This is a genomic window from Enterococcus salsurae (assembly GCF_054784955.1).
On sequence record NZ_BAAHWY010000001.1, the window covers coordinates 289,093 to 313,462 of the forward strand.

18 protein-coding genes and 1 pseudogene are annotated in these 24,370 nt (G+C 40.6%); 5 read left to right on the top strand and 14 right to left on the bottom strand.

Annotated features, from left to right (window positions below):
- Window positions 1-64 precede the first annotated feature (64 nt).
- Window positions 65-670, top strand: a complete 606-nt coding sequence (locus ACYVRS_RS01485) for a YesL family protein (protein WP_313539622.1) — start codon at window positions 65-67, stop codon at window positions 668-670.
- A complete protein-coding gene (locus ACYVRS_RS01490; protein ID WP_461198084.1) occupies window positions 667-2,463 on the top strand; it encodes a sensor histidine kinase in 1,797 nt (598 codons plus the stop codon). The genes ACYVRS_RS01485 and ACYVRS_RS01490 overlap by 4 nt, the downstream gene beginning before the upstream one ends.
- 63 nt (window positions 2,464-2,526) lie before the next feature.
- Here the strand turns inward: ACYVRS_RS01490 and ACYVRS_RS01495 are convergent, their stop codons facing one another.
- The 7 genes from ACYVRS_RS01495 to xylB all read right to left on the bottom strand — a co-directional run bounded on the left by ACYVRS_RS01495 (window position 2,527) and on the right by xylB (window position 13,231).
- Window positions 2,527-3,972: a glycoside hydrolase family 43 protein gene (locus ACYVRS_RS01495; RefSeq protein ID WP_461198083.1), complete on the bottom strand. Its 1,446-nt coding sequence runs from the start codon at window positions 3,970-3,972 to the stop codon at window positions 2,527-2,529.
- A 4-nt stretch (window positions 3,973-3,976) separates the two neighbouring features.
- Window positions 3,977-6,247 (bottom strand): alpha-xylosidase, encoded by a 2,271-nt coding sequence (gene yicI / locus ACYVRS_RS01500; protein ID WP_461198082.1) that lies wholly within the window; start codon window positions 6,245-6,247, stop codon window positions 3,977-3,979.
- Window positions 6,234-7,142 carry an ROK family protein gene (locus ACYVRS_RS01505; protein WP_461202267.1) on the bottom strand — a complete coding sequence of 303 codons (909 nt, stop codon included), beginning with the start codon at window positions 7,140-7,142 and terminating at the stop codon, window positions 6,234-6,236. The genes yicI and ACYVRS_RS01505 overlap by 14 nt, the downstream gene beginning before the upstream one ends.
- 141 nt (window positions 7,143-7,283) lie before the next feature.
- Window positions 7,284-8,693: a response regulator gene (locus ACYVRS_RS01510; protein ID WP_461202269.1), complete on the bottom strand. Its 1,410-nt coding sequence runs from the start codon at window positions 8,691-8,693 to the stop codon at window positions 7,284-7,286.
- A gap of 28 nt (window positions 8,694-8,721) precedes the next feature.
- Entirely contained in the window at window positions 8,722-10,188 is a 1,467-nt protein-coding gene (locus ACYVRS_RS01515; protein WP_461202271.1) for a glycoside hydrolase family 1 protein, read from the bottom strand.
- A gap of 138 nt (window positions 10,189-10,326) precedes the next feature.
- A complete protein-coding gene (gene xylA, locus ACYVRS_RS01520) occupies window positions 10,327-11,634 on the bottom strand; it encodes a xylose isomerase (protein WP_461202273.1) in 1,308 nt (435 codons plus the stop codon).
- Between the two features lie 97 nt (window positions 11,635-11,731).
- Window positions 11,732-13,231: a xylulokinase gene (gene xylB / locus ACYVRS_RS01525; protein WP_461202275.1), complete on the bottom strand. Its 1,500-nt coding sequence runs from the start codon at window positions 13,229-13,231 to the stop codon at window positions 11,732-11,734.
- Window positions 13,232-13,456: 225 nt separating this feature from the next.
- On the opposite strand from xylB, the gene ACYVRS_RS01530 reads away from it, so the two are divergent.
- Window positions 13,457-14,635 carry an ROK family protein gene (locus ACYVRS_RS01530; protein WP_461198077.1) on the top strand — a complete coding sequence of 393 codons (1,179 nt, stop codon included), beginning with the start codon at window positions 13,457-13,459 and terminating at the stop codon, window positions 14,633-14,635.
- A 57-nt stretch (window positions 14,636-14,692) separates the two neighbouring features.
- On the opposite strand, the gene ACYVRS_RS01535 is transcribed toward ACYVRS_RS01530, so the two are convergent.
- The 4 genes from ACYVRS_RS01535 to ACYVRS_RS01550 form a co-directional block, all read right to left on the bottom strand.
- Window positions 14,693-15,526 (bottom strand): carbohydrate ABC transporter permease, encoded by an 834-nt coding sequence (locus ACYVRS_RS01535; RefSeq protein ID WP_312541729.1) that lies wholly within the window; start codon window positions 15,524-15,526, stop codon window positions 14,693-14,695.
- On the bottom strand, window positions 15,527-16,438 hold the full coding sequence (locus ACYVRS_RS01540) for a carbohydrate ABC transporter permease (protein ID WP_054114497.1): 912 nt from the start codon (window positions 16,436-16,438) through the stop codon (window positions 15,527-15,529).
- A gap of 133 nt (window positions 16,439-16,571) precedes the next feature.
- Window positions 16,572-17,897 carry an ABC transporter substrate-binding protein gene (locus ACYVRS_RS01545; protein ID WP_461202277.1) on the bottom strand — a complete coding sequence of 442 codons (1,326 nt, stop codon included), beginning with the start codon at window positions 17,895-17,897 and terminating at the stop codon, window positions 16,572-16,574.
- The gene (locus ACYVRS_RS01550; protein ID WP_461202279.1) at window positions 17,894-19,510 is read right to left on the bottom strand and encodes a glycoside hydrolase family 43 protein; all 1,617 of its coding nucleotides are present in this window, start codon (window positions 19,508-19,510) and stop codon (window positions 17,894-17,896) included. Before ACYVRS_RS01550 ends, ACYVRS_RS01545 begins: the two co-directional genes overlap by 4 nt.
- A gap of 253 nt (window positions 19,511-19,763) precedes the next feature.
- Here ACYVRS_RS01550 and ACYVRS_RS01555 point away from each other — a divergent pair, with 253 nt between their 5' ends.
- On the top strand, window positions 19,764-20,558 hold the full coding sequence (locus tag ACYVRS_RS01555) for a helix-turn-helix transcriptional regulator (protein WP_461202281.1): 795 nt from the start codon (window positions 19,764-19,766) through the stop codon (window positions 20,556-20,558).
- 225 nt (window positions 20,559-20,783) lie between these two features.
- On the opposite strand, the pseudogene ACYVRS_RS01560 reads toward ACYVRS_RS01555, so the two are convergent.
- Window positions 20,784-20,929, bottom strand: a pseudogene (locus tag ACYVRS_RS01560) (D-isomer specific 2-hydroxyacid dehydrogenase family protein); the annotation flags it as partial.
- Between the two features lie 11 nt (window positions 20,930-20,940).
- The gene (gnd, locus tag ACYVRS_RS01565) at window positions 20,941-21,840 is read right to left on the bottom strand and encodes a phosphogluconate dehydrogenase (NAD(+)-dependent, decarboxylating) (RefSeq protein ID WP_461202283.1); all 900 of its coding nucleotides are present in this window, start codon (window positions 21,838-21,840) and stop codon (window positions 20,941-20,943) included.
- Between the two features lie 159 nt (window positions 21,841-21,999).
- Between gnd and ACYVRS_RS01570 the strand changes: the two genes are divergently transcribed.
- Window positions 22,000-22,851 (top strand): MurR/RpiR family transcriptional regulator, encoded by an 852-nt coding sequence (locus ACYVRS_RS01570; protein ID WP_461202285.1) that lies wholly within the window; start codon window positions 22,000-22,002, stop codon window positions 22,849-22,851.
- 142 nt (window positions 22,852-22,993) lie between these two features.
- Here the strand turns inward: ACYVRS_RS01570 and ACYVRS_RS01575 are convergent, their stop codons facing one another.
- Window positions 22,994-24,340 (bottom strand): aspartate ammonia-lyase, encoded by a 1,347-nt coding sequence (locus ACYVRS_RS01575; protein ID WP_461198073.1) that lies wholly within the window; start codon window positions 24,338-24,340, stop codon window positions 22,994-22,996.
- Between the last annotated feature and the right edge of the window lie 30 nt (window positions 24,341-24,370).

The following is a 24,370-nucleotide window of genomic DNA, read 5'->3' on the forward strand; positions in this document are numbered from 1 at the left end:
AGGCTTTCAAAATTCTCTTTTTACACGTATTATATGGATATATTAATTCATTGGGGGAATCATCATGAAATACAATCCAGATGGCCAGTTTTATAAAGTGACTACGACTATTTTCCAATTTACCTTTTTGAACATACTTTATCTGCTCTCCTGTCTCCCACTCTTTACGATAGGGGCAGCTACTTCGGCTCTCTTTGAAGTCACGATTCGCTTTGCGGATGATGAACGAGGAGAACTGATCATCGGCTATCTACAAGCACTACGTACAAATTTTATGCAGGCAACCGCCAGTTTTTTGTTGCTTTTGTTTCCGATTGTTGCATTGATCTATAGCAGCTTGTTTTGGTTTTCAGCAGAAACAATTCTTGCCAGTGTGTTTGCACTTCTTTTAACTGTCGCAGCACTTTACTTGTTTATTGTTCTCGTTTATTGTTTGGCACTGATAGGCCGCTACGAGAACAGCTTTAAGCATACACTTAAAAATGCATTTCTATTACCTTTATCAGCACCCGTTCGGTCGTTAGGGCTTGCACTGATACCTGTTACAGCCTTTTGTATGGTTATCTTATTCCCTGTTGTTAAAATGCTTTTGTTGATTTTTGGCTTTTCATTTGTGATCTACTGCAGCTCATTTCTCTTGTTGTCCGTTTTTCGTAAACAACACGCATGAAAAATATCAGATATTTATCCATTTTCCGTCGCTTGAGTCAGTTTTCCATTCGCCGGCAATTGTTCATCGTGTATCTACCTGTTATATTCTTATCAACTGTTGCTATTGGTTTATTCCTTGTTTTTGATTCAACCAGACAATTGACTGCGAATTATCAACATCTTGCGGAATTAAATGCGCAACGCGTCAAATCAGTCCTTTTTGATACAACAAATACCTTAAACAATACCGCAAGTTCTCTTTCCAACGATACACATTTGCGTCAGTTTTTGACTACAAATTATGAGACAGATATCAGCGCGATCGCAGATATAGCTAACTACGATCAACTAGATGAAATCAAAAAAATGCAAACATCCATTGCAAATATAACCATTTATACGACAAATCGATCCATCCCCAATTATACATATTTTCAACAAGTTGATGACGCAACCCGAGAGACTATTTGGTATCAAAAAGCCCTCGTACAGCCAGATGCATTTCTAATGACCTTACCAGAAGAAAGCAATGCTAATCGCTTGCATTTGTATAAATCGTTGCCTTTACCTTTATCAACAGAAACAGCTGTCTTAGACATCCAAATTGACTATAATTACCTTAGTAATCGATTGCGTAATTCTTCTTATGAGCTAGAATTACAACTGAATGATGACCCCATTTTTTATAGTGACAAAATCAGTCAAGTCGGAGAAATTGGTCAACTCACAAATTTAGCCAATACACAGCCTACTACCTTTTTTTTAAACAGTAATCAGAATAAAATTTTGCTCACTAAAAGCACTTTGATGATGAATAATAAAGAAGATGTCATTACCATCTATGCTGCCGATACAAAAGCATATTCAAATCTTCAAGCCAATCTTATTCGCTGGAGTACGATCGTTTTGGTAATTTTGATTGCCACGTTTATGATTGTCTATCTCTTTGCTCGTTTTTTTACCAAGCGGATTTCTCAGTTGCAGCAAGCTGTCTACTTTGCGGCAATCGAAGACTATGATTTCTTTCAAAATATCAGTGGTGAGGATGAGATTTCACAGATTTCCCTCGACTTTCATAAGATTATCCAGCGAATCAAAACCAATGAAGAAGAAATCTATCGTTCTCGCTTGACTCAGCAAGAATTATTGAATCAACAACAACAAATGGAATTTAATATACTTGCCGGACAAATCAATCCACATTTTTTGTTCAATACGCTTGAAACGATCCGAATGATGGCACTAACTTCTGGCAATTCAGATGTGGTCTATGCAATCAAATTATTGGCAAAATCCATGCGCTACACATTGGAAGCCCACGGTACGCAATTGACAAGTCTAGAAGAATCCCTAGATGCAGTACATGTCTATGTAAAGATCCAACGTATGCGTTTTGGCAACCGTGTGAACTTCTCCTATTCTGTTTCAAACGAAATCAATCAAAAGGACATGCAGATCTTGCCTCTTTTGGTCCAACCCCTCGTAGAAAATGCCATCTCTCATGGCCTAGAAGGACTTACTTATCCCGGATTCGTCCGTCTGACAATCACCAAAGAAAATCATGACGTGCTAATTGTCGTTCAGGATAACGGTACTGGAATCACCCCTGAGAAGTTAGAACTGCTGCAGCGAAAAATTGCAATACCCTCGACCCATGCAAAAAAAAATATTGGCTTAGCAAATGTCAACCACCGGGTCAAAATGTTTTATGGACCGGACTATGGATTGACGATTGAAAGCATCTTTGGCAGTGGAACCCAAGTTATCCTAAGAATCCATGATTTAACCATTGATAAAGCAGTCTCTGATTAACCTAGAAAGACCACCAATTTGCTTATCCACGTGAGCAAATTGGTGGTCTTTCTTTTTCTCTTATTAAAATCCCGTGACAACAACCTGTTGATTGGTTCGCTGTGTACTTGCAAAACAACCAGCCATGATGCCAGTAAATACGCCGCCAACTTCAGTCGTCAAATAACGGGTCTCTCCACTGCCGATAAACTGCTTCTGCAACTGTTCATCTAAGAAATAGAATCGATAGCTTTCTTTGTCAGCTTCAATGCCTAACGTGACGATTGCTTTCGCATAAGACAGCTCTTTTTCAACTTTCCATAAAGAACCAATCTGTCTACGAAACACCAATTGTTGTCTGTGCTGCTTTCTTTCAATAAATAAATCATAGTGATGTGATGCATTCAAGAACATTGTCATTCCCACGGTTCCCTCAACCAAAGAGGTACAATCGAATGTGACTTGAAATTGCTGATCAAAAGTTGTCTGCCTTTGAAAAACAGCAGCTAGTTTGGCTTGATCTGACAAGCCAGTTTCAATGGGATACAGTGTGAAGTTTTGAGCCGTCTGTTGGATCAAATCTGTGTCCCACTCGAATAACGTGAGGTAATCGGGCTTTCTGGATACAGCCAACGTCGCGGTTGTAGGCAATGTGACGGTAAGCGGTAGATGTCCTTCTTCGCCAAATATAGGCCAATCATCCGACCACTCAACAGACAGCAAGCATGTCTCTCGTCCCAAAAGATGCCGCAGTGGGTAGCTGATTGGACGAACAGCCAGACAGACAGCCCACCATTCTCCCATTGGATCTTGAACCAAATCCGCATGCCCAGCGGCTTGCAAAGGCAGATTGGTACTTCGGTTGGTCATCACTGGATTATTGGGACATGCTTCGTACAGTCCAATCAATGAAGGACTGCGTGCCATTGTCAACATATGACCATACGAAGTGCCTCCTTCCGAAATCAGTAAATAGTAAAAATCATCCTTTTTATATAAATGCGGTCCCTCGGGATCTGCCGCACCGCTGCCAGTCCAGATAGAATGCCGTTTCCCTAGAATGCCAGTCTCTAGGTCAATTGTTCGCACATAGATATCTTTGTGTGTACCCAAATAATAAGTTTGTCCATCATCATCAACAAAAAGCGTCGGATCAATTCCTGGCGTATCCAACCAAATCGGTTCAGACCACTCACCGTAAATATTGTCTGTCCATATCAAAAAGTTGCCTTCCGTTCCTTGGTTTCCCCCAACATTGGTACATACAAGATAAAATCGATCGTTGATATAGCGCAGCGTAGGTGCATATAATCCAAAGGCATTCGGCTGCTTCGTAGATAACGTAAGCTGCTCCGGACGTGAAATTCCATGTCCAATCAATCGCCAATCTGCTAAATTCTGACTATGATAAATCGGTAAACCCGGAAAGTATTCAAACGTACTCGTTACTAGATAGTAATCTTGGCCTACTCGACAAATACTCGGATCAGGATGGAACCCCGGTAAAATCGGGTTAGTCATCGTCAACATCCACTTAGTCCTCCTTGATGGTCGTTTTTGCAGCCGTCAATTGATGCGTTGTTGCGCCAGCAGCCGTATGGATGCACAACGTCGCTTCTTTGATCCCCTCTAGTTCAATAATTAGCTGGCCGTCTGCTTTCGTCACATGTACACCACCGACCAATTGGCCTCGGTGATCATAGATTTCTGCACTTGCCGCCTCTTGCGGATCAAAAAGATGGATCAACGGTTTTTGGACATAGTCATAAACTGCCTTCGTCTGCTCAGAACCTTCAATGATCATTTGATTAGGCCGAACCAGCAATGGCAAATGAAAATAATCATAGGTTTCTTGATACCAGCGACCACCTGTATAGGCCTTACCAGACAAATAATCGATCCAAACGCCTTTGGTATCTGGTACATAAAAGGAAACTGTCCCTTGTGCATTAAAAATTGGTGCCACCAAAAGATGTTCGCCTAACATGTACTGACGGTCCAAATAGTGCGTCATTTGGTCTTCTGGAAATTCTAAGACCATCGCGCGCATCATCGGCAGCCCCGTCTTGGCTGTTAACACAGACTGTGCTTGCAGATAGGGCATCAAAGATAGTTTCAGATTGGTAAAGGCCTTCGATACAGCCACTGCTTCTTCGTCATACACCCAAGGCACTTTGTATTCCCAACTGCCGTGATATCGACTATGAGAGGATAACAAACCAAATTGGGTCCAACGTTTATACAAATCTGGTGTTGCCCCTGCTTCAAAGCCAGAAATATCATGACTCCAATAACCAAATCCCCCCATACCAAAGGATAATCCAGCGCGCAAAGATTCAGCCATCGATGGATAATCAGAAGTACTATCACCGCCCCAATGGACAGGCAAGCGTTGAGAGCCCACAGAAGCTGCCCGCGCAAACACAATCGCTTCAGATTCTCCTTTGACTTCCTTTAATAGATCAAACACAACTTTATTGTATAAAAACGCATAGTAGTTGTGCATTTTTTCAGGATCAGAACCATCAAAATAAACTGCATCTGTAGGAATTCTCTCTCCAAAATCAGTTTTAAAGCAATCAACCCCCATATCTAGCAACGCCCGTAATTTGCTGTTGTACCAAGTAACTGCTGCAGGGTTTGTAAAGTCCACTATAGCTAATCCCGCTTGCCATTTATCCCACTGCCATACATCACCATTTTCACGTTTCAAGAAATAGCCATTGGCCATCCCTTCGTCAAAGAGCGGTGATTTTTGACCAATATAAGGGTTGATCCAGACACAAATTTTCAAACCTTTGGCTTTCAATCGCTGAAGCATCTTCTCAGGTTCCGGGAAAGTGCGCTCGTCCCAAGTAAAGTTGCACCATTCATACTCTTTCATCCAGAGGCAGTCAAAGTGGAAGACTTCTAGTGGAATCTCACGTTCTGCCATACCGTCTACAAAAGAAGTAACTGTTTGCTCATCGTAATCAGTTAAGAAAGAGGTACTTAACCACAAGCCAAAGGACCACGCCGGCGGTAACGCTGGTTTTCCTGTCAAATCCGTATAACGCTGAATCACTTGTTTTAAATCATCCCCTGCGATGACATAGTATTGCAACGATTGACCCGGATTACTGAATTGCACACGGGAGACTTTCTCACTGCCAACTTCGAATTGAACCCGATCTGGCGAATTGACAAAAATACCATATCCTTTATTGCTTAGATAAAATGGAATGTTTTTATAGGCTTGTTCCGTCCCTGTTCCACCATCCGCATTCCAAATATCCACACTTTGGCCATTTTTAACAAAATTTGTAAACCGTTCTCCCAATCCATAGATCGTTTCGCCAACATCCAATGTCAACTGCTCACTGATATATGTCTTCTCATTAGGATCAATGACCACCGCTTTACTGCGTGGCTTACTTTGTGTAATCAGCGTGTCTTTGTAGTAAAAATCAGCTGTCACATGTTCACCTTTGGTTATCATCACCTGTAAGTCTCCCGATCGAAAGACATAGGTTCCCTCATCTTCTGAGATCTCTGGTGTGATTTCTTCAGTGATCAAGTCAAATCCAGGTAATTTGGCTTGAACCCCTTTGTAATTGAACAGTGTGATTCCGATAATATTGCGCCTTGGCGTAGTGACTTCCATCGTTAAAAGTCCACCATCCAAGGTTGCTCCTTTGTGCCCAACATAACTATAAGGCAAGTACAAAACTAGCTTGTCTTGCGTTTTACGGGCATCGTACACATGCACCGCAAATTTCACATCAAATCCTTCACGGAATAACCAACCGCCATCAGAAAATTTCATTTTTTCCTCCTTGTTCAATCAATGATAGTGCCCCCAACAAACCAGCATCATTATAGTAACGACACGTTTCTAGGGGGACTTGAAAATCTAGCCAGTGAGGATTGTCTTTGAGTGCTTGTCTCACTATAGGTAGGAGAACAGGGTTTTGACTAATCCCTCCACCAATCAATATCTTTTCCGGATTCATCGTCACTGCTAAATTATAGATGGCAATCGCAACATACCTAGCCCACTGTCGCACGATTTGTTGCGTCTCAGGGTCTTTGTCCCACTGTTCCATGATCGTTTCTCCAAGTATTTCTTTGGTTATCGGGATCGATTTTGTCTGCCGAAAAGCATCAATCAACCCTCTAGTTGATGCTAAATCATGCAATGTCGCAAAAGAAGAAGCTTGAAAATCTGTCACCATCATCCCAAATTCTCCTGCACGAAAGCCTAAGCCTCGAATCAGCTTACGCTGGTGGACCAGTGCACCACCCACACCAGTTCCTAATGTGATCAGTACAAAGTCTTGCACATCTGTGGCATGTCCAGAAGAAAGTTCTGCTAAGGCTGCACATCTCGCATCATTTTCGATCCAAATAGGATAATTACCTATCAATCGTCCCTGCAACTCTTTTATTATGTTGCACCCATGTATAGGGGCAAGCGCCCCTGCCATGATGGCTACTCCTTGTTCAGGATCGATAAAACCGGGAAAGCTTAAGCCAATCCCTTCAATTATTGCTGTTTGCTCAATTTCAACGATTTTGGCTAATAACGCATCAAAAAAGACTTCCTTGCTTTCATGGGGTGTCGCTATCTTCCCTTGAGAAAGCCAAGTATTGTCTTGTGCAAACACCCCAAATTTAATATACGTACCGCCAACATCAAAGCACAAGCGGACTTGTCTCATCTATTCTCCTCCCTTCGATCGAAAAGCGCTTACACGTTCAATTAAATTATATAAAAGAATAGAATAGACGCCTACCAAGTAATTTAGTCATCCTTACCCTAAAAAATAGATGTCCGAAAACACATTCGGACATCTGATAGGCTATTCATTTTTTCGAAATTCATTTGGCGACACATGATGATACTGTTTGAACTTTTTGTAGAAATAATCCACATTGCTATACCCAACCAACTCAGCTACCTCATAGACCATTAAATTGGAATGTCTCAACATTTCTACTGCTTTATCCATACGGACTTTGTCCAAAAAAGCGAGATAATTCAGCCCAGTATCTCTATGAAACTTTTTGCCTAAGTATGCACTATTGTAATTAAAATGAGCCCCAATTTTTTTTAGCGTCAAATCTTCTTTATAGTGTTTTTTCGTATATTGGATCAATGCTTCGATAATATCAACTTGGTTCAAACTGCTGGCAATCGTCTCTTGCAGTTGGCTTAACTTATCAGAAACCACTGATTGCAACATTGGAAATGTTTGTGCCAGAAAAATCTCCTGATGCAACGCATCCATCGACCAGTCGATGTCCAATGCTAATTTTTCTTGAATTTGATGATGGATCCCTTCAATATCCCCATTGATTTGCCACTTGATTTCTTCTTCCAAAGTCAAAGATCCATAAAAGGATTGATAATAGCTTGTGATGTATTCTTGTAAAGATTGATTCGATAGCAGGGACATAACGAGTTGTTCTTTGATAACTTCACGTTCCTCACGTTGTTGATCCATATCAAGAACATGATGAGAAATCACTTGATTCGGAAATAAAAAAATTAATTTGCTTAATGCTTGAATATCAACCATCAAAGGTTTCAAATTGTCTTGCGCAGCAACCCATCGAGAAATCAATATTTCTTCTGATTTCAACCATTTACGACACCATTGGTCGATCTCTTCATCAGGAAATCGCTCATCATTCAGCAAAACAAGATATTGGTGATGTCGATGGATCAATTGGATGACTTGAGAAACATGATCAGATAATTTTTCCGTCAATTTTTGACTATTGGCTTCTTCCGATACCCGCAGCAGTTTGGCAAATTGTGCTTGTTTGATACCAGTTGGATCACCACCAAAAAGTTTATCGATTAATTGACTCTTTTGATTCTTCTGTTGATCTGTTTTGGCCTTTTGATCGATTTTGGTTAGAATATCGATTAGTTCTTCTTCATCGATTGGCTTCAATAAATAGGTGACTGCCCCAAGTTGTAGCGCTTGTTTTGCATACTCAAAATCTGAATACCCTGACAGTATAATCGCATAGAACAAAAGCCCTTCCTCAACTGCCTCTTGAACCATTTCTAGGCCATTTTTGCCAGGCATTTGGATATCCGCAATCACGACATCCGGTTTGAGTGTTCGAATTTTTTCCAACCCAATCTGCCCATTTTCAGCAAAACCAATAATCTGATAGCCTAAGCTCTCCCAATCAATGATCAAAGGCAATCCGTTTCGAATCGACATTTCATCATCAACAATCAACACTTTCCGCATCTTTCCACCTCCATTCCCCCTAAATACTTTACGTATGACTGATCAAACTAGCACCATTTGTTCGTATCAATTCTTGATACCAATAAAAACTATCTTTCGGGATGCGTTCCAACTGACGTGCGCTTTGATTATCTCGATCAACATACACAAACCCGTATCGCTTTTGATAACCATTCAACCAGCTCAATAAATCCGTAAATGACCATGCACAATAACCGATGATCTCCACCCCGTCTGTCAGCGCTTTTTGTAATTCAAGCAAATGTTCTTGCAGATAGGTGATCCTATATGGATCATGGATTTTTTTATCTTCTGTCAGCTGATCGATCGCCCCTAATCCATTTTCTGTAATAAAAATAGGCAAGTCATAGTTGGCTTGGATTCGTCTCAATGCCACTCGGAAGCCTACCGGATCGATTTCCCACCCCCAATCGGTTTTCTTTAAATTGGGATTTTCAGCAGTCGCAAACATCGTTTCTTCTGGTGAGAATGTACCATCTTCGGCTTGCATCAAGTAGGGATCCACTTTCGAGAACGCTCTCTTTTCAGCAATTTGTTTTTGGTAATTATTCTGCTGCGCCGTACCGCCATGATAATAGTTGATGCCCAGGAAATCAGGTTTTGCTTTTTTTAAAATGGCTTGATCTTCTTCAGTCACAACGGGTGCCAGTCCTGCTTTGGCTAATTGCTTGTATACAAATTTTGGGTACTCTCCTTTGCAATAGACGTCTAAAAACCAAGCATTATTGAATGCTTCACCATTTTCAGCAGCCAAAACATCTTCAGGATCACAGCTGAATGGATACATTGGGCCATAACCAAAACTTGGACCGATTTTCCCTAATGGGACCATCTCATGAAATAAGTTGATTGCCTTTGCATTGGCTATGTTGATGATATGATTGGCTGCATACATCCGTTTCAAATCCTTTACACCAGGTGGATGCGCTGCCCAACGGTAACCTAATGAAGTAAACACATTTTGCTCGTTCATCGTTACCCAATAGGTCACTTTTGTCCCTAGCCGTTCAAAAAGAATGCGGCAATACTTCTCGAAAGCCACTGCTGTTTCTCGACCTTCCCATCCTTGATACTTATCTTGTAAAGCTTGGGGCAAATCCCAATGGTACAACGTCAAAATGGGGACAATGCCTTGTTTTACTAATTCATCCACTAGATTTTCATAGAATGCCAATCCAGCTTCATTGACTTCTCCTTCACCATCTGGCAAAATCCGTGACCAAGCCACACTAAAGCGATAGGCACCCAGCCCCATTTCTTTCATTAGGGCGATATCTTCTTTGTAATGATGATAATGGTCAATCGCCACTTTACCATTCGTTTCTTCAAAGGTATTTCCAGGGACCTGTGCATAGGTATCCCAAATTGAAGGCCCTTTGCCTTCTGTCGCCCATGCCCCTTCGATTTGATAGGCAGCTGAAGCTGCACCCCATAAAAAATTTTGTGGAAAAGGATCTAATTGCGTGTGAAACATTAAGTTTCCCCCTTCATTTTCAGCCCCAAATAAACCGGTTACATTTTATCGTACCATATTATTTGTTTTTTTTTAAGACTCTTCTCAAATGCATATGTCACTGAAAAAACTGTCGCTCCAAAGAACGACAGTCAAACATTAAAACAAATAATCATTCAAACGCGATTTCACATATTCGATGTGGCTAGATTCTAATTCGATTTGATCATGATCCAACGCATATGCTGTAAGTGATTCCAAATCTTCTTTATCTGCCAAGATTGCTGAACCGATGCCCTCGTGGAAAGAAGCATATCGTTTTTCTTTCAACGCATCTAAGAAGCGGTCTTCTTTTAATTTTGCCGCTGCCTTTAATGCTCTTGCATAGGTATCCATACCGGCAATATGCGCCAATAGCAAATCTTCCATTTCAAACGATGAGCGACGAACTTTGGAATCAAAGTTGATACCACCAGGTGCGATACCTCCATTTTCCAGCACTTCGTATAAAGCAAGTGTCGAATCAAATACATTTGTTGGAAACTCATCCGTGTCCCAACCTAATAACATATCCCCTTGGTTCGCATCTAACGATCCTAGCGCATCATAACTGCGGGCAACCGCAATTTCATGTTCGAAAGTATGTCCAGCCAATGTCGCATGGTTGGCTTCTAAATTCAACTTAAAATCGCCTTCTAAACCATAATGCTGGATAAAGGCCATTGTTGTGGCTGCATCAAAATCATATTGGTGTTTTGATGGTTCTTTTGGTTTTGGTTCCAATAGAAACTGTGGTTTATGACCAATTTTTTCACCATACGCAATCGCCATTTTAAACAAGCGCGCAATATTGTCTTGTTCAAATTTCATATCCGTATTCAATAAAGTTTCATAGCCTTCACGACCACCCCAGAAAACATAGTTTTCTCCGCCTAATTTTTTCGAGATATCTAGACCTTTTTTGACTTGTGCGGCTGCGTATGCATACACCTCGGCGTTGTTAGTTGAAGCAGCACCATTGTTGAAGCGTGGGTGGGAGAACATATTTGCAGTATTCCAAAGCAATTTGATTCCGGTTTGATCCATTTTTTCTTTGATCAAATCGGTGATTTCATCAAGATTTTGGAAAAACTCTTCCAATGTTTCACCAGCTGGTGCCACATCGATATCATGGAAACAGAAGAATTCTGCCCCTAATTTTTCACAAATTTCGAAGAATGCTTCTACACGATTCTTGGCTGTCTCCATTTCCGTTTCGCCAAACCAAGTGCGCTTGTTGACTGGCGCGCCAAAGGGATCTGACCCATCTTGGGTCATCGTATGCCAATAAGCGATAGCGAAGCGAAGATGATCTTTCATTTTTTTGCCTAGAACGACTTCATCGGCATCGTAGTGGCGAAATGCAAACATATTGTCTGTTGTTGGACCTTCATACTGGATTTTTTCGATTTCTGGGAAATAAGTCATACTATTGCCTCCATTTTGTTTTTTAGTATAGCAAACTAACTTACACGCTCGTATTATTCTATTCCATCATTTAGCTAAATCTACGCAACGATCTGAACTATCTTTCAATCTGCATAAGCGTATGACAGATGGGTGCAGTTTGCGCATAAATAGTGCGATAGACTGAATAAATTTGTTGATATTTCAGGACATTCTCAGGAATTGGGTGAATGGTTTCCCCATACTTTACAAACGAGTCAACACAAGTTGCTGCATCTGGATACAAACCGCTACCAATAGCTGCTAACATCGCAGCTCCGATCCCCGGTCCTTGCTCTGTCGATAACGTGAGTATTTCTGCATTGAAAATATCCGCTTGCATTTGTAACCAATCCGAATTCTGTGCACCACCCCCTACTGAAATTATTTGGGTGAACTTACGTTGGGCTTGTTCTTCCATTATCATTTGCGAATCTTTCAACGAAAAGGTAATGCCTTCTAAAACTGAACGGCTAAAGTGCTTCGCGCGATGCCTTGTATCAATTCCTATAAAACTACCTCTAATTTTGCTGTCGATATAGGGCGTACGTTCCCCCACAATATATGGTGTAAACAATAAGCCTTCTGATCCAGGTTCTACCTCCCCAATCTCAGTCAATAATTCCAAGAAGCTTCGGTCAGGTGCAAATGTTTCTCGATACCAACTCAAAGAATTCCCCGCTGCTAAGGTAACACCCATCGAATACATTTTGTCTTTGACTACATGGCGGAAAAGATGCAGATTGCCTTGATAATCAACTTCTTGCGCTTCCTCAAAAGAAAGGAAAACACCACTTGTACCAATCGATACCATGCCAATTCCTTCCGAAATGATGCCTGAACCTAACGCGGCACAAGCGTTGTCTGCTCCACCTGCATAAATTGTGATCTCTTGCTCAAATCCGAAAGCTTCTTTCAATTCACTGCGCATCTTACCGACAGGCGCAGCAGACTCAAACAGCGGTGGTAACAAATCTGGAGAAATTGAAAATTTTTCGATGATGGCTTCAGACCAACATTTATTCGCAATATCCAACATTAAAGTTCCTGCTGCATCTGAAAAGTCCATCGAATAATTGCCTGTTAGCCAAAAAGCCAAATAATCTTTTGGCAGCATGATATGACGGACCCGTTGCCACTTTTCAGGTTCATGCTCTTGTACCCACAAAATTTTGGGTAAAGTAAACCCTTCAAGTGCAATATTCTTAGTCATTGCCTTTACTTCCTCACCAAAAGATGCCATTATCCGTTGACATTGTTTGGTTGTGCGAACATCATTCCACAAAATTGCTGGCCGTATAACACGATTTGATTCATCCAATAAAACCAAACTATGCATTTGTCCAGAGAAACTAATACCAATTAATTCAGTTTGTAACTGAGGAAGCTTTTTGATCAAGTCGTGAATCACTGCATCGGCCGCCTCTTGCCAGTGTGTTGGTTCTTGTTCACTGAAACCTGGTTTAGGTGATGATAGCGGGTATTCTGCACTTGCTGTGCCACAAAGGTCTCCTGATTGATCAAACACTAACCCTTTTAACGAACTTGTTCCTAGATCCAACCCTAAAAGATAAGCCATTTATTCTCTCCTTTCTCACTTCGACATTTAAATGTTTGACGCGCAATAGGTTAATTAGCTTTCAAAACTAACTAATTGGATAATATAGGAATTATACATTTTAGTCAAGCGCTTTCAGTAAACTTTTTCATTTTCCCTATCTTTATTTTTCTATGTCCGATGGCTTGCACATTATTAATTTGCACGGTAAACTAACACTAATTACAGTGATGAAGAGGAGAACACATGATTATCAATAAAATGGGTATACGCGAACAAAATGAGTCGGCTGTATTAAAGACGATCATTGATAATGAGAATATTTCAAGAGCTGAAGTATCAAATTTGACAAACCTCAATAAAGCGTCTGTTTCTCAAATAACAAAAAAATTGATTGAAACTGATTTTGTACGTGAAGTCGGGATTGGTGATTCTACTTCGATTGGTGGAAGAAAGCCAATTCAACTGCAATTCAACCACTACAGTAGCCTAGCGGTTACTTTTGACATCGGCTATAACTATGTTCGCGGAATGTTGTCCTACATCAATGGAGAGATGATAGCTTCTGCCAATCACTCAGATAAGATGATTACAAAAGAGAACGTATTAGCAACGATCGATTCAATGATGAAAGAGTTTTGGCCGAAAATGCCAAAAACCACACACGGTTTGGTGGGGATTTGTCTTGCGATCCATGGTATCATTCACAATCAATCAATTGCCTTTACCCCCTACTATGACTTGGAAGACTTTGACTTCATCACACCGCTAAACCAGAAATACAATACAGCTGTCTATATAGAGAACGAAGCCAATCTGACTGCTTTAGGAGAGTACTGTTTTTCTTCTGATTCAACAAATTTGCTAAGTGTTAGCGTTCATAGCGGTATTGGTGTCGGGATTATTGTCAACGGCCAGTTGCAAACTGGTACGCACGGTATGGCTGGAGAAGTCGGTCATTCCACGTTATTTCCCCACGGCAACTTATGTCCCTGTGGAAACCGGGGCTGTCTAGAGCAATATGCCTCGAACAAGGTATTATTTGATACCTATAGAAAATATACAGAAACGGATATCGTCAATTCAGATACCTTCGCAAAAGCCTATCACGCCGGGGACAAATCTGCAATTGAATTGGCGCAACAGAATGTTGAGTTTCTTAGTATTGGCTTGAATAATGTCATCACTTTTTCAGATCCAGAAGAAGTCTTTATAAACAGCTCAGTCTATCGCAAAATCCCTGCCTTGCTCCATGCTTTACAGCAAAAATTGACCAGCCAGTTTACTAAAAAAACCAGAATCAAAAACAGTCAACTAGGCGATCAAGCCCCATTGTTTGGTGGCAATGTTTTAGTTGCGAAGCACTTCCTGAATATCAGTGATTTACGCTTTGCATCACTTGGTCTATCTCAACATCTACGCTAGCTGATTTCTGGACTGGATATTCAGTCCAGATTTTTATTTTCTGCAAAAAAATTCTTATCATCCTTTGATTCCTCCAGCAGTCACACCACCAACAATGTATTTCGATAGAAACAGATAAATCAACAGTAAAGGAATAATACTTAACGAGATCCCTAGATACATACTACCAAATTCTGTGCGATATACATCGGTTTTCAATAATTGAACCAACATTGGCAACGTATATTTTTCTGTGTCATTTATCAAAATCAATGGCATCAAAAAATTATTCCAAGACGTTACAAAAGAAAATATTGCCATAGTAGCTAAACCTGGCTTCATCAAAGGTAGCATGATTTGATGGAATATTTTGATTTCACCAGCACCATCCAGACGTGCAGAATCTGCTAAATCAGGATGATAAATTGTTTCTAAGTATTGTTTTAAGAAAAATACTGTAGCTGGCGAAGCAATCGCGGGTAAAACCAATGGAAGAAAGTTATTCAAAAGTCCTAGGCGATTCATAAATTGATAGAAACCGATCATGCTAATCTGCTGAGGAATCATAATCAATCCTAGAATGACTGCGAACAATATTTTTTTCCCACGAAATTCATAAGCAATCACACCATAAGCCGTCAATGCAGAAAAATAAACATTGAGAACGGTAGCTCCAGCTGCAATTAAGAAACTATTTTTAAACCCATTGAAGATATTGAACCCTCTGCCCATTAATACGGACCAGTTGTATTGTAGATTACTTCCCGGCCATAAGGACAACCCTTGCTGGATCTGTTCAGCTGAACGAGTCGCATTGACCAAGACAACCCAAAAAGGCAAAATACTTAGAATGGTCAGTAACACTAGAAAGACATAAATCAATAATCGCTTTGCTCGATAGCTGTTTTCCATTTATTTTCTCCCCACTTTGCTGTTTTCTTTGAAAAACTGAAACAATAGTGTACTTAATATGATTGAAAGCACCAATAATAGCACCGAGGCCGTTGCAGCAACATTGAAATTTCGACTGCCAGTAAATGCTTGGTTGTAGATAAACATCGTGATCGTTAAGACACTATTGTTAGGATTGCCGTTTGTCAGCAAAAATGGAATGTCAAACATTTGTAAGCCACCAATCAAGGAAGTTACCAATGTATAGAGCAAGATTGGTTTCAACAAAGGCAGCGTGATCTTGCGGAAAATTTGGCTATCATTAGCTCCATCGACCATTGCTGATTCAAAAAGAGCATCATCAATACTCAAGATTCCAGAAACCAAAACAATCGTTGTCTGGCCATACCACATCCAAAATTGGATAAAAGAAACAATTAGTCTAGTTCCCGTTTCACTGCGAAAAAAGTCGTAAGGTTGGTCCAAAACACCAAAGTGCTGTAAAACAAGGTTGATTGGTCCTAATGGAAAGCTGAACAAAACGAAAAATAAGATTGCTACTGAAGCAGCGGTAATAATATTGGGCAAATAAAAAACAACTTTGAAAAAGCCTTTCCCTCTTAAGTGCAGCTTGATGTTGGTAAACCATGCCGCTAGCAAAAGAGCTAAGCCAATTTGAGGGAGAAAGTTTACGCCCCACAAAATAAAAGTGTTGTTGATCGATTTTAAAAATAACGGATTGCGGAAAATAGAAAAATAATTATCTAGTCCCACGAGATTGGCAGTTGGATTCCACCCTTTAAGATCCGTAAAACTCAGATAAATCGTATAGAGAATTGGATAAAGTTGAAAAACCAAGAATGCTAGAAAAAATGGTGCGATAAATAGTAGCCCATAGCGATGATATTGTTCAAATTTTCTCTTATTCTGCATCATAATCCCCCTGTATAATTTTTCTCCTCCACAGCTAGATCATGTCTATAAAGTTAAGCTCTTCAAATAGCGACATAATGCCGAGAAGAAGCTGAAACCGACTCTTATTCGGTGCCGGTTTCAGCAGGAACGCCTAATCTATTTGAATATCTGGATATGCGTTGGCGACTGCATCTTTAAAGTTTTGGATTGCCGTTTGTTGATCAATTTCTCCTTTTGAGTATGGCGTCAAACAACTATCCGTAAAGAGTGTTTCAATCGTTTGGTCATACTCTGTCAGAATTTTCGCATTGATATCTTGTACCATATCTGCAAATTCTGCATAGTGATTTTGGCCACCTAAAAATTCCTCTTCGTATTCACTTTTAATCTCTTCAACGACTTGCTCATTCGATACAAAGTCACCGGTATCTTCTGCCCATTGTTTTAAAAATTCTTGATCTGTCGTCAGATAAGCCACCAATTGCGCCGCTTCTTCCTGCATCTCAGAATTTGCTGTGGCACCGATCCACGTACCGCCCCAGAACCAAGATGATGGTCCTTGAATCATGCGCCAGTCACCCTCCGTTGTGCTAGAGTTATCGGCAGCTGTCGCATTTGGTTTTAACCAATAATGTAGTCCCCATGTCGGCAAACTATAACCGAATACATTGTCGCCATTCATGCCAGCGAACCAAGCTTCTGACTGTCCTTCTGTATCTTGTGTCAGCCCTTCTTCAACAAATTTTCGTGATACATCCAACAAGTCATATAGACTGTTGTCGATAACTAATTTGCCGTCTTCAACCCATCCATGTTCTCGCTGACCATAAAAAGGTTTTGCCAAATCTTGGACACTAGAAATCATATAGGTCGTTCCACCACTTTTTTCTTTGATTTCTTTTGCTTCATTGTAGAACTTATCATAATCTGACAAGGTCGTTTGTGCAGCCGTTGGATCATCGATCCCTAAAAGCTCTTCTGCCATCGATGCCCGGTAATAAAAACCACCAGGAGCAGCTTGCCAAGCCAATGCATGAAGAACTCCGTCTTTTGAAGTTCCTACATCTTTGACATATTGATACGTGTCTGTCGCAGCTTCATCAAGTCCAAGTGAGCCAAGGTCTGCCATCATGCCTGATTCCACATATTTTTTGACAAAGGCTGATTCTAAAGCAATCACATCAGGTGCATCTTTAGCGCCTAGAATCGGATCTAGTTTGGTCTCGAATTGGTCAGAAGGAATCTCCACAATACGAATGTCATAGGCTAAATCGTCATGCGCCGGCAAATAATAATCATTGATCATAGTTGATAATTCCGAGGTAAACGTCCAAACAACGAGTTCATCCTTTCCACTGCTCCCAGATGCGCCGTTATTTGACGCATTATTTCCTGAACCATTTCCGCAGCCAGTAAGTAAAAGAGCGCCTACGCCGATCAATGACGCTGTTTGTATCACCCGTTTCCAATTATTCATCTTTCTTCCTCCTCGATTTTTTGATAGTCAAATGAATCAAAATCAGCCACCAAACGATTACCGGTGGTATCGATCGTAAACATTCCCACAAAAGCACCCGTAAAGAAACCTCCATAATGCTCTGACACATAATCATCAGATAAAACCAAACTGTCAAATAGCTGATCAATCACTAGCCACTCTTTTTGATTAAATGAATAAGCATATTGATATTGACTATAGTTAACGATTGTTTTGAAATAAACTGTCTGAACATTTAGAGGTATCTCAATTTTTGTGTCTACTTTCCTCTTCAATTCACCTTTTTCGCTGGCCAATAAGGTGATGATTTTTCCTTTATATTCATCATGGGTAATGTAAATAGCCGACCAATTTTGTGTATTGTAGTAATTCGTCAACCCTGCCAACTGCATGAAAGATTCAGGTGAAAATTCGACTGCTATCGTTGCTTCAAAGTGGAAATCGGTCCATCTTCTTGCCACCATTGCTTGGTGGAATAATGAGTTGAAAGATTCTCGCCCATATAATCGCAAATATCCTGGTCGTGCGGACAAACTACCGATTTCCTCAGAAAAAGGAATCCTCAATGTTTGAAATATCGGTGCCAACGATTCATCTTCAAAATCATCAAATCCTGTTTCAATTTCCCATGGATGTTCGGTTAGTTGCGGCTGAGGAACCTCATTTTTTGGATAGTTTCCTCCTGTGATATACGGCCAATCTTTTTCCCAATAAACAGACTGGATTGCTGTTTCTCTCCCAAGAGGACAATAACCGCGATTTTCTATCAGTGGTGTTTCCGGATACTTTAATGCTCGACCAGTTAGATGTACAAAGTACCATTCATCAGTTTGGGTTTGAACAAACGAACCATGGCCGGCTTTTTGCAATTGAATTTCTGGATGGGCCCATGAACTGATTAGCGGATTTTGCGGATGGACCTCGTACTGTCCATTGATCTGTTTAGAACGAGCAATCGTACTAGCATGTTCAAATTTCGTCCCTCCTTCTGCCGTCAGCAAATAATAATAGCCGTTTACTTTATACATAACTGGTGCTTCTGTCAGTTTTCGATCGGTTCCTTTAAAAATAATCTTTGGTTGCCCTACTAACCTCTTAGCTTTCCAGTCAAACTCCTGAAGGGCTATTCCATAAAAGGAGTGATTCTCGGGACGATAATCCCAAACCATATTCAGAAAATATTTTTTACCATCTTCGTCATGGAACAAAGATGGATCGAAACCAGAGGAATTCATATAGATTGGTTCCGACCACTCTCCATCTATTGTTTCACATGTGACCAAATAATTATTTACATCTTTCCAACTGTTGGATTGCGTTTTCACATCTGAGAAAATTAGCCAAAAGCGTCCATCACTGTAACTTAGGTTTGGTGCCCAAACACCACCAGAATCTCGATTTCCCAACATATTCAATTGACTGCTACGATTGAGTGGCGTACTAATCAAGCGCCAATTCTTCAAATCTTTCGAATGGAAAATACGTACTCCTGGAAACCACTCAAAGGTCGATGTAGCAATGTAATAATCTTCCCCTGCACGACATATACTCGGATCTGGATGAAAGCCTGCCAGTATTGGATTGATAATCAAATAAACTCCTCCTCTTTTTGTGAATTTATGCTTCAACTGACCATCAGAATAGTTAATCACTAAGGTTAGTAAGTTTTATTTACTAATATACTTAGCTAAAAAAAAACTCACTGCGATATACCTTTATAAAAAAACCATAATCATTGCTCTATTTACTTTTTCCAGCTGAACTGTCATAATTATAAAATGAAATCGCTGTCATTTACAGGACAATTTCCGCACATCGACAGACAAAAAAAAGGAGAAAAAGAAAGTGACCATTATAGAAGAATACCATTTTGGCGAATATCTTGGCGTTTCAAGTTATCATCCCTATTCTCTAAACTACATGGAGCATTTCCATCGCTCCTTTGAGCTACTTTTTTGTAGTGATGGCGATGCGGTTGTCAAAATAGAAAAAAGTCCGTATGTCCTCACTGCTGGCCAAGTATTATTGGTCATGCCATACCAGACCCATGCTATTGAAACACCTAGAGAATCGCAGCTGCATATTCTTGTTTTCTCGCCGGAATATATACCTGATTTTTATGCAAAAACGAGAGACTTCAGTTTGTCTGATCCAGTCATCACCATCGATCCATCTGTCGCTAAACAGCTTTATTATCCTTTATTCGAAACAGATTCTCTTTATTTCCGAAAATCTGCGCTATATCATCTGCTATACCTTTTTGAACACCAAACAACCTTACTTCCAGTTAAAAATCAAGATGATATACTGGTTCAGCTCCTTATCTATATCGAATCACACTTCAAAGAAGAGCTGAATCTTGAAATATTAAGTAGTCACGTTGGGTACAGTAGCGTCTATGTATCAAGGTTGATCACGGATAAACTGAAAAGCTCATTTCCTCGTCTCCTAAACCAAGCAAGGATTCGTCATGCTTCCTTCTTGCTTACTCATAGTCTATTGCCTATCACAGAAGTGGCGGAAGAAGCGGGATTTCAAAATGTTCGAACATTTAATCGAAATTTCAAACTATTGACGTCTCTAACACCAAAAGCCTATCGCTTAAAACACAATGCACTTTTTTCAGTGCCAAAAAATTAGCAGTCACAAAAAACAGTACCTCACATATATAGCAAGGCACTGTGATTTTCATAAATTGTGATTAATGAACCAATCTCTTACCTCATTCAAATCAGAAAAAATCTTTGTTTCCGCATCTTTCGCGTCCTGAACTTTGGGATATTTGAGCAAAAGATGTTTCCCGGAGTTTTTGACCGGTAGATCGGTCAAATCGTCTTCAATTAAAAATGCTGGAATCTTAGCATATTTTGCAGCCTCTAAATCCAAATTGTTATAATTCACACCATGGCGCGTAATGAATAGTAGTTCATCTTTGTGCTCAAAAAACTAGGTTGTGGAAAAATTTTACCGAAACTGCTGGAATTTACTACAGCGATCTTAAATTGTTTCATAGGATTCCCCCTTATTCCTTCACCACCATCTCATGCCCGCCGAATCCATTACGCAACGCAGCAACCACTTTTCCAGAAAAGTTGTCTTCTTCTTGCGACAGATTTCTCAAAAACAAACTCAAGGCAATCGTTGGGACAGCCACATTCATTTCAAGAGCTGTTTCGACAGTCCATTGGGCTTCTCCTGAAGCAGCCACGATTCCTCGATATTCTGCCAAACGCGGACTATTTGAGAATTGTGCTTCTGCGATTTCCATCAACCAACTACGTATGACAGAACCATGATTCCACACCTTTGCCACTGCAGCCAAATCAAAGTTATAATCACTTCGTTCAATCAATTGAAAGCCTTCGCCAATGGCTTGCATCATGCCATATTCGATGCCATTGTGAACCATTTTTAGAAAATGTCCGCTGCCTGAAGGTCCTGCATACAAATAGCCATTTTCGGTTGATATAACTTTGAATAACGGTTCGATCCTGCGAAACGCCGCTTCATCGCCGCCAATCATCAAGCAGGCCTCATGGCGGGCACCAGAGATTCCTCCGGATGTCCCACAATCAAAATATGTCACCGCATTTTCCTTGAAAGTTGCAGCCCGACGGATCGAATCCTTATAATTGGTGTTCCCACCTTCGATAATGATGTCACCGGGTTCTGCCAGCTGTTGCAGCGCTATCAGTACATGCTCAGTAGGCTCCCCTGCTGGCAACATGAGCCAAAAAATACGCTTGCCTGTAAAATCCGTTGCCAAAGCAGCCACAGATGCAACCGTTTCGATCCCTTCCTTTTTTGCTGCAAGCTGGGCCTGCTGTGAAATATCCATACCGATCACACGATACTGACTGTCTTTTAAATTCAATGCAAGATTCAAGCCCATTTTACCTAGGCCGATAATGCCAATCTCCATGTCAGCGCCTCCATTTCTTATATCTCCATTATACAAAAAAATATTTTTTTGTAAACACAAAAAAGAAAAAATATTTTTGTTAGCTTTTTGATATGAAATTCCATGTCTTTATGATAAATTAAGCATAATCTATCTCATTCCTTGAAAGGAGGTTCTATTTTGACGTTATCTATCCGTTTGCAAATTAAAACACATTATAAAGATTTTAGTTTGAAAGAACAAAAAATCGCCGATTATATTTTGGAGAATCCTAGTAAAGTCAGCCATAGCTCAATCAGTGATCTTTCTAACACCTTAGGGATTGCGGATTCGACATTTTTTCAATTCACAAAAAAATTGGGCTACAATGGCTTCAAAGATTTTAAGATGTCCATGCTGATGCAAGAAAACGATTTATCTGCTATTTCTTTCCATGAGAACATCCAACAATCTGACAATGAATTGACAATGGCGCAAAAAGTATTTGACTCCAATATGTCCACACTGACGGATACCCGTAATTTATTGACGGAGGAGAATCTTAATCAAGCGGTCTCTATGATCGATAACGCTAAGCGGGTCTATTTTTTTGGCGTGGGCGGTTCTGAAATCGTTGCTACAGATGCCTATCATAAATTCTTGCGTTCACCTATTGCGGTATACCATAGTACGGATTTCCATATTCAACTGATGGAAGCTTCTTTGCTGACTCCTGATGACTGTGCGATTTTTATCTCCCATACGGGGAAATCTCGTGAAACGATCGAAATGGCGCAAATCGCCAAAGAAGCTGGCGCAAAAATCATCGTTCTCACTAGTCATGCTGGCTCACCTTTGGCTAAACTAGGTGACGTGGTTTTTATCTCTATTTCCGAAGAAACCGAATTTCGTTCAGAAGCACTGGCTTCACGGATCTCGCAACTCAGCATCATGGATGCACTATATGTGATTTTAATGTTCATCAATCGGGATGCTGCACAACAATCGATCAAGAAGATTCGTCGCTCGATTTCAAAAATCAAAGAGAGTTGATCATTTTACAGCATAGTCTTCCCTCTAGCATAACCGAAAAAAACTTATCCGCAGCAAGCCCATTTGTCTGTGAACAGACAGCGGTCTTTGCTGCGGATAAGTTTTTTTATACTTTTGAATAGATAGAGGATCCGACTGTTCCTTACTGATAGGTCCCTGTTTGCAGGATTGATTCTTGCACCAACAGTTCGTCGATGGAACAATTTTTTGCTAAAGCTTCTTTGACAAGTGCACTAGCTTTTTCATACCCGATTTGTGGTGCAAGGGCTGTGACGCTCCCCGTACTGCTAGCCACGGCTTCCGCACACGCTGTTTCATTCACGGTAATCCCCGCCACACATTTATCAGCAAAAATTTGACACGCTTTGGTCAACAGTTGACATGATTCAAATAAATTATGGAACATCACCGGCTCAAAAGCATTCAATTCCAATTCTCCAGAAGCTGCCGCAAAGGTGATGGCACCGTCATTTCCAATCACTTGAAAGGCAATTTGACTAATAACTTCTGGAATGACTGGATTGACTTTGCCCGGCATGATCGATGAGCCTGCTTGTCTTGCTGGCAAGTTGAGTTCATGAAAACCAGTTCGCGGACCGCTGGCTAAGAGCCGCAGATCATTGGCGCTTTTGTTCAATGTGATAGCAATCGTTTTTAATCCACCTGAAATCGAGGCGAAACTGTCGGTATGCTGTGTACTATCAATAAGGTCATTCGCTGGCCGTAAAGGTCTTGGAAAACGTCGGTTCAATTCTTGATAGAGGTATTCTTGATAGCGATAGGACGCATTAAGACCTGTCCCAATGGCTGTCCCCCCCATATTTAAGGTCAATAGTTCTGCCGATAAGTGGTGCAGCCGTTCACGGCAGCGCGTCAAACTGTGGGCATATGCAGCGAAACTTTCACCTACTGTCATTGGCACCGCCTCTTGCAGTTGGGTTCGGCCCATTTTTGCCACATGCTGAAATTCTTTCGCTTTCATATGCCATCTGTCAATCAACTGTACCAGTGCTTCATCCAATTGTTCAATATATATAAGCAAAGCCAGTTTCCCAGCACTAGGATAGACATCATTGGTGGATTGGCTTTGATTGACATCGTCTAAAGGATGAAGATATTGATATTCCCCTTTCTTATGCCCCATCAATTCTAACCCGCGATTGGCGATCACTTCATTCACATTCATGTTGGTGGATGTTCCTGCTCCCCCCTGAAATGTATCAACAATAAATTCTTCATCCCACTTGCCCATGATGATTTCTTCCGCGGCAGTCACAATGATTTGTGCTTTTTCTTTGGATAGCGTGCCAGATTGTTGATTGGCTAGCGCAGCTGCGGCTTTGATACGTGCTACTTGTTTGATCATTGTCAGATCAACTTTTTGATCAGTGAAAGCAAAATTTTCTTTTGCGCGATAACTATGAATGCCATAATAAGCCCCCTCGTATATAGGTAGACTGCCAATTGTATCTGATTCGATCCTCATCATGATTTAAACGCCCCTTTTTGTATTATATGT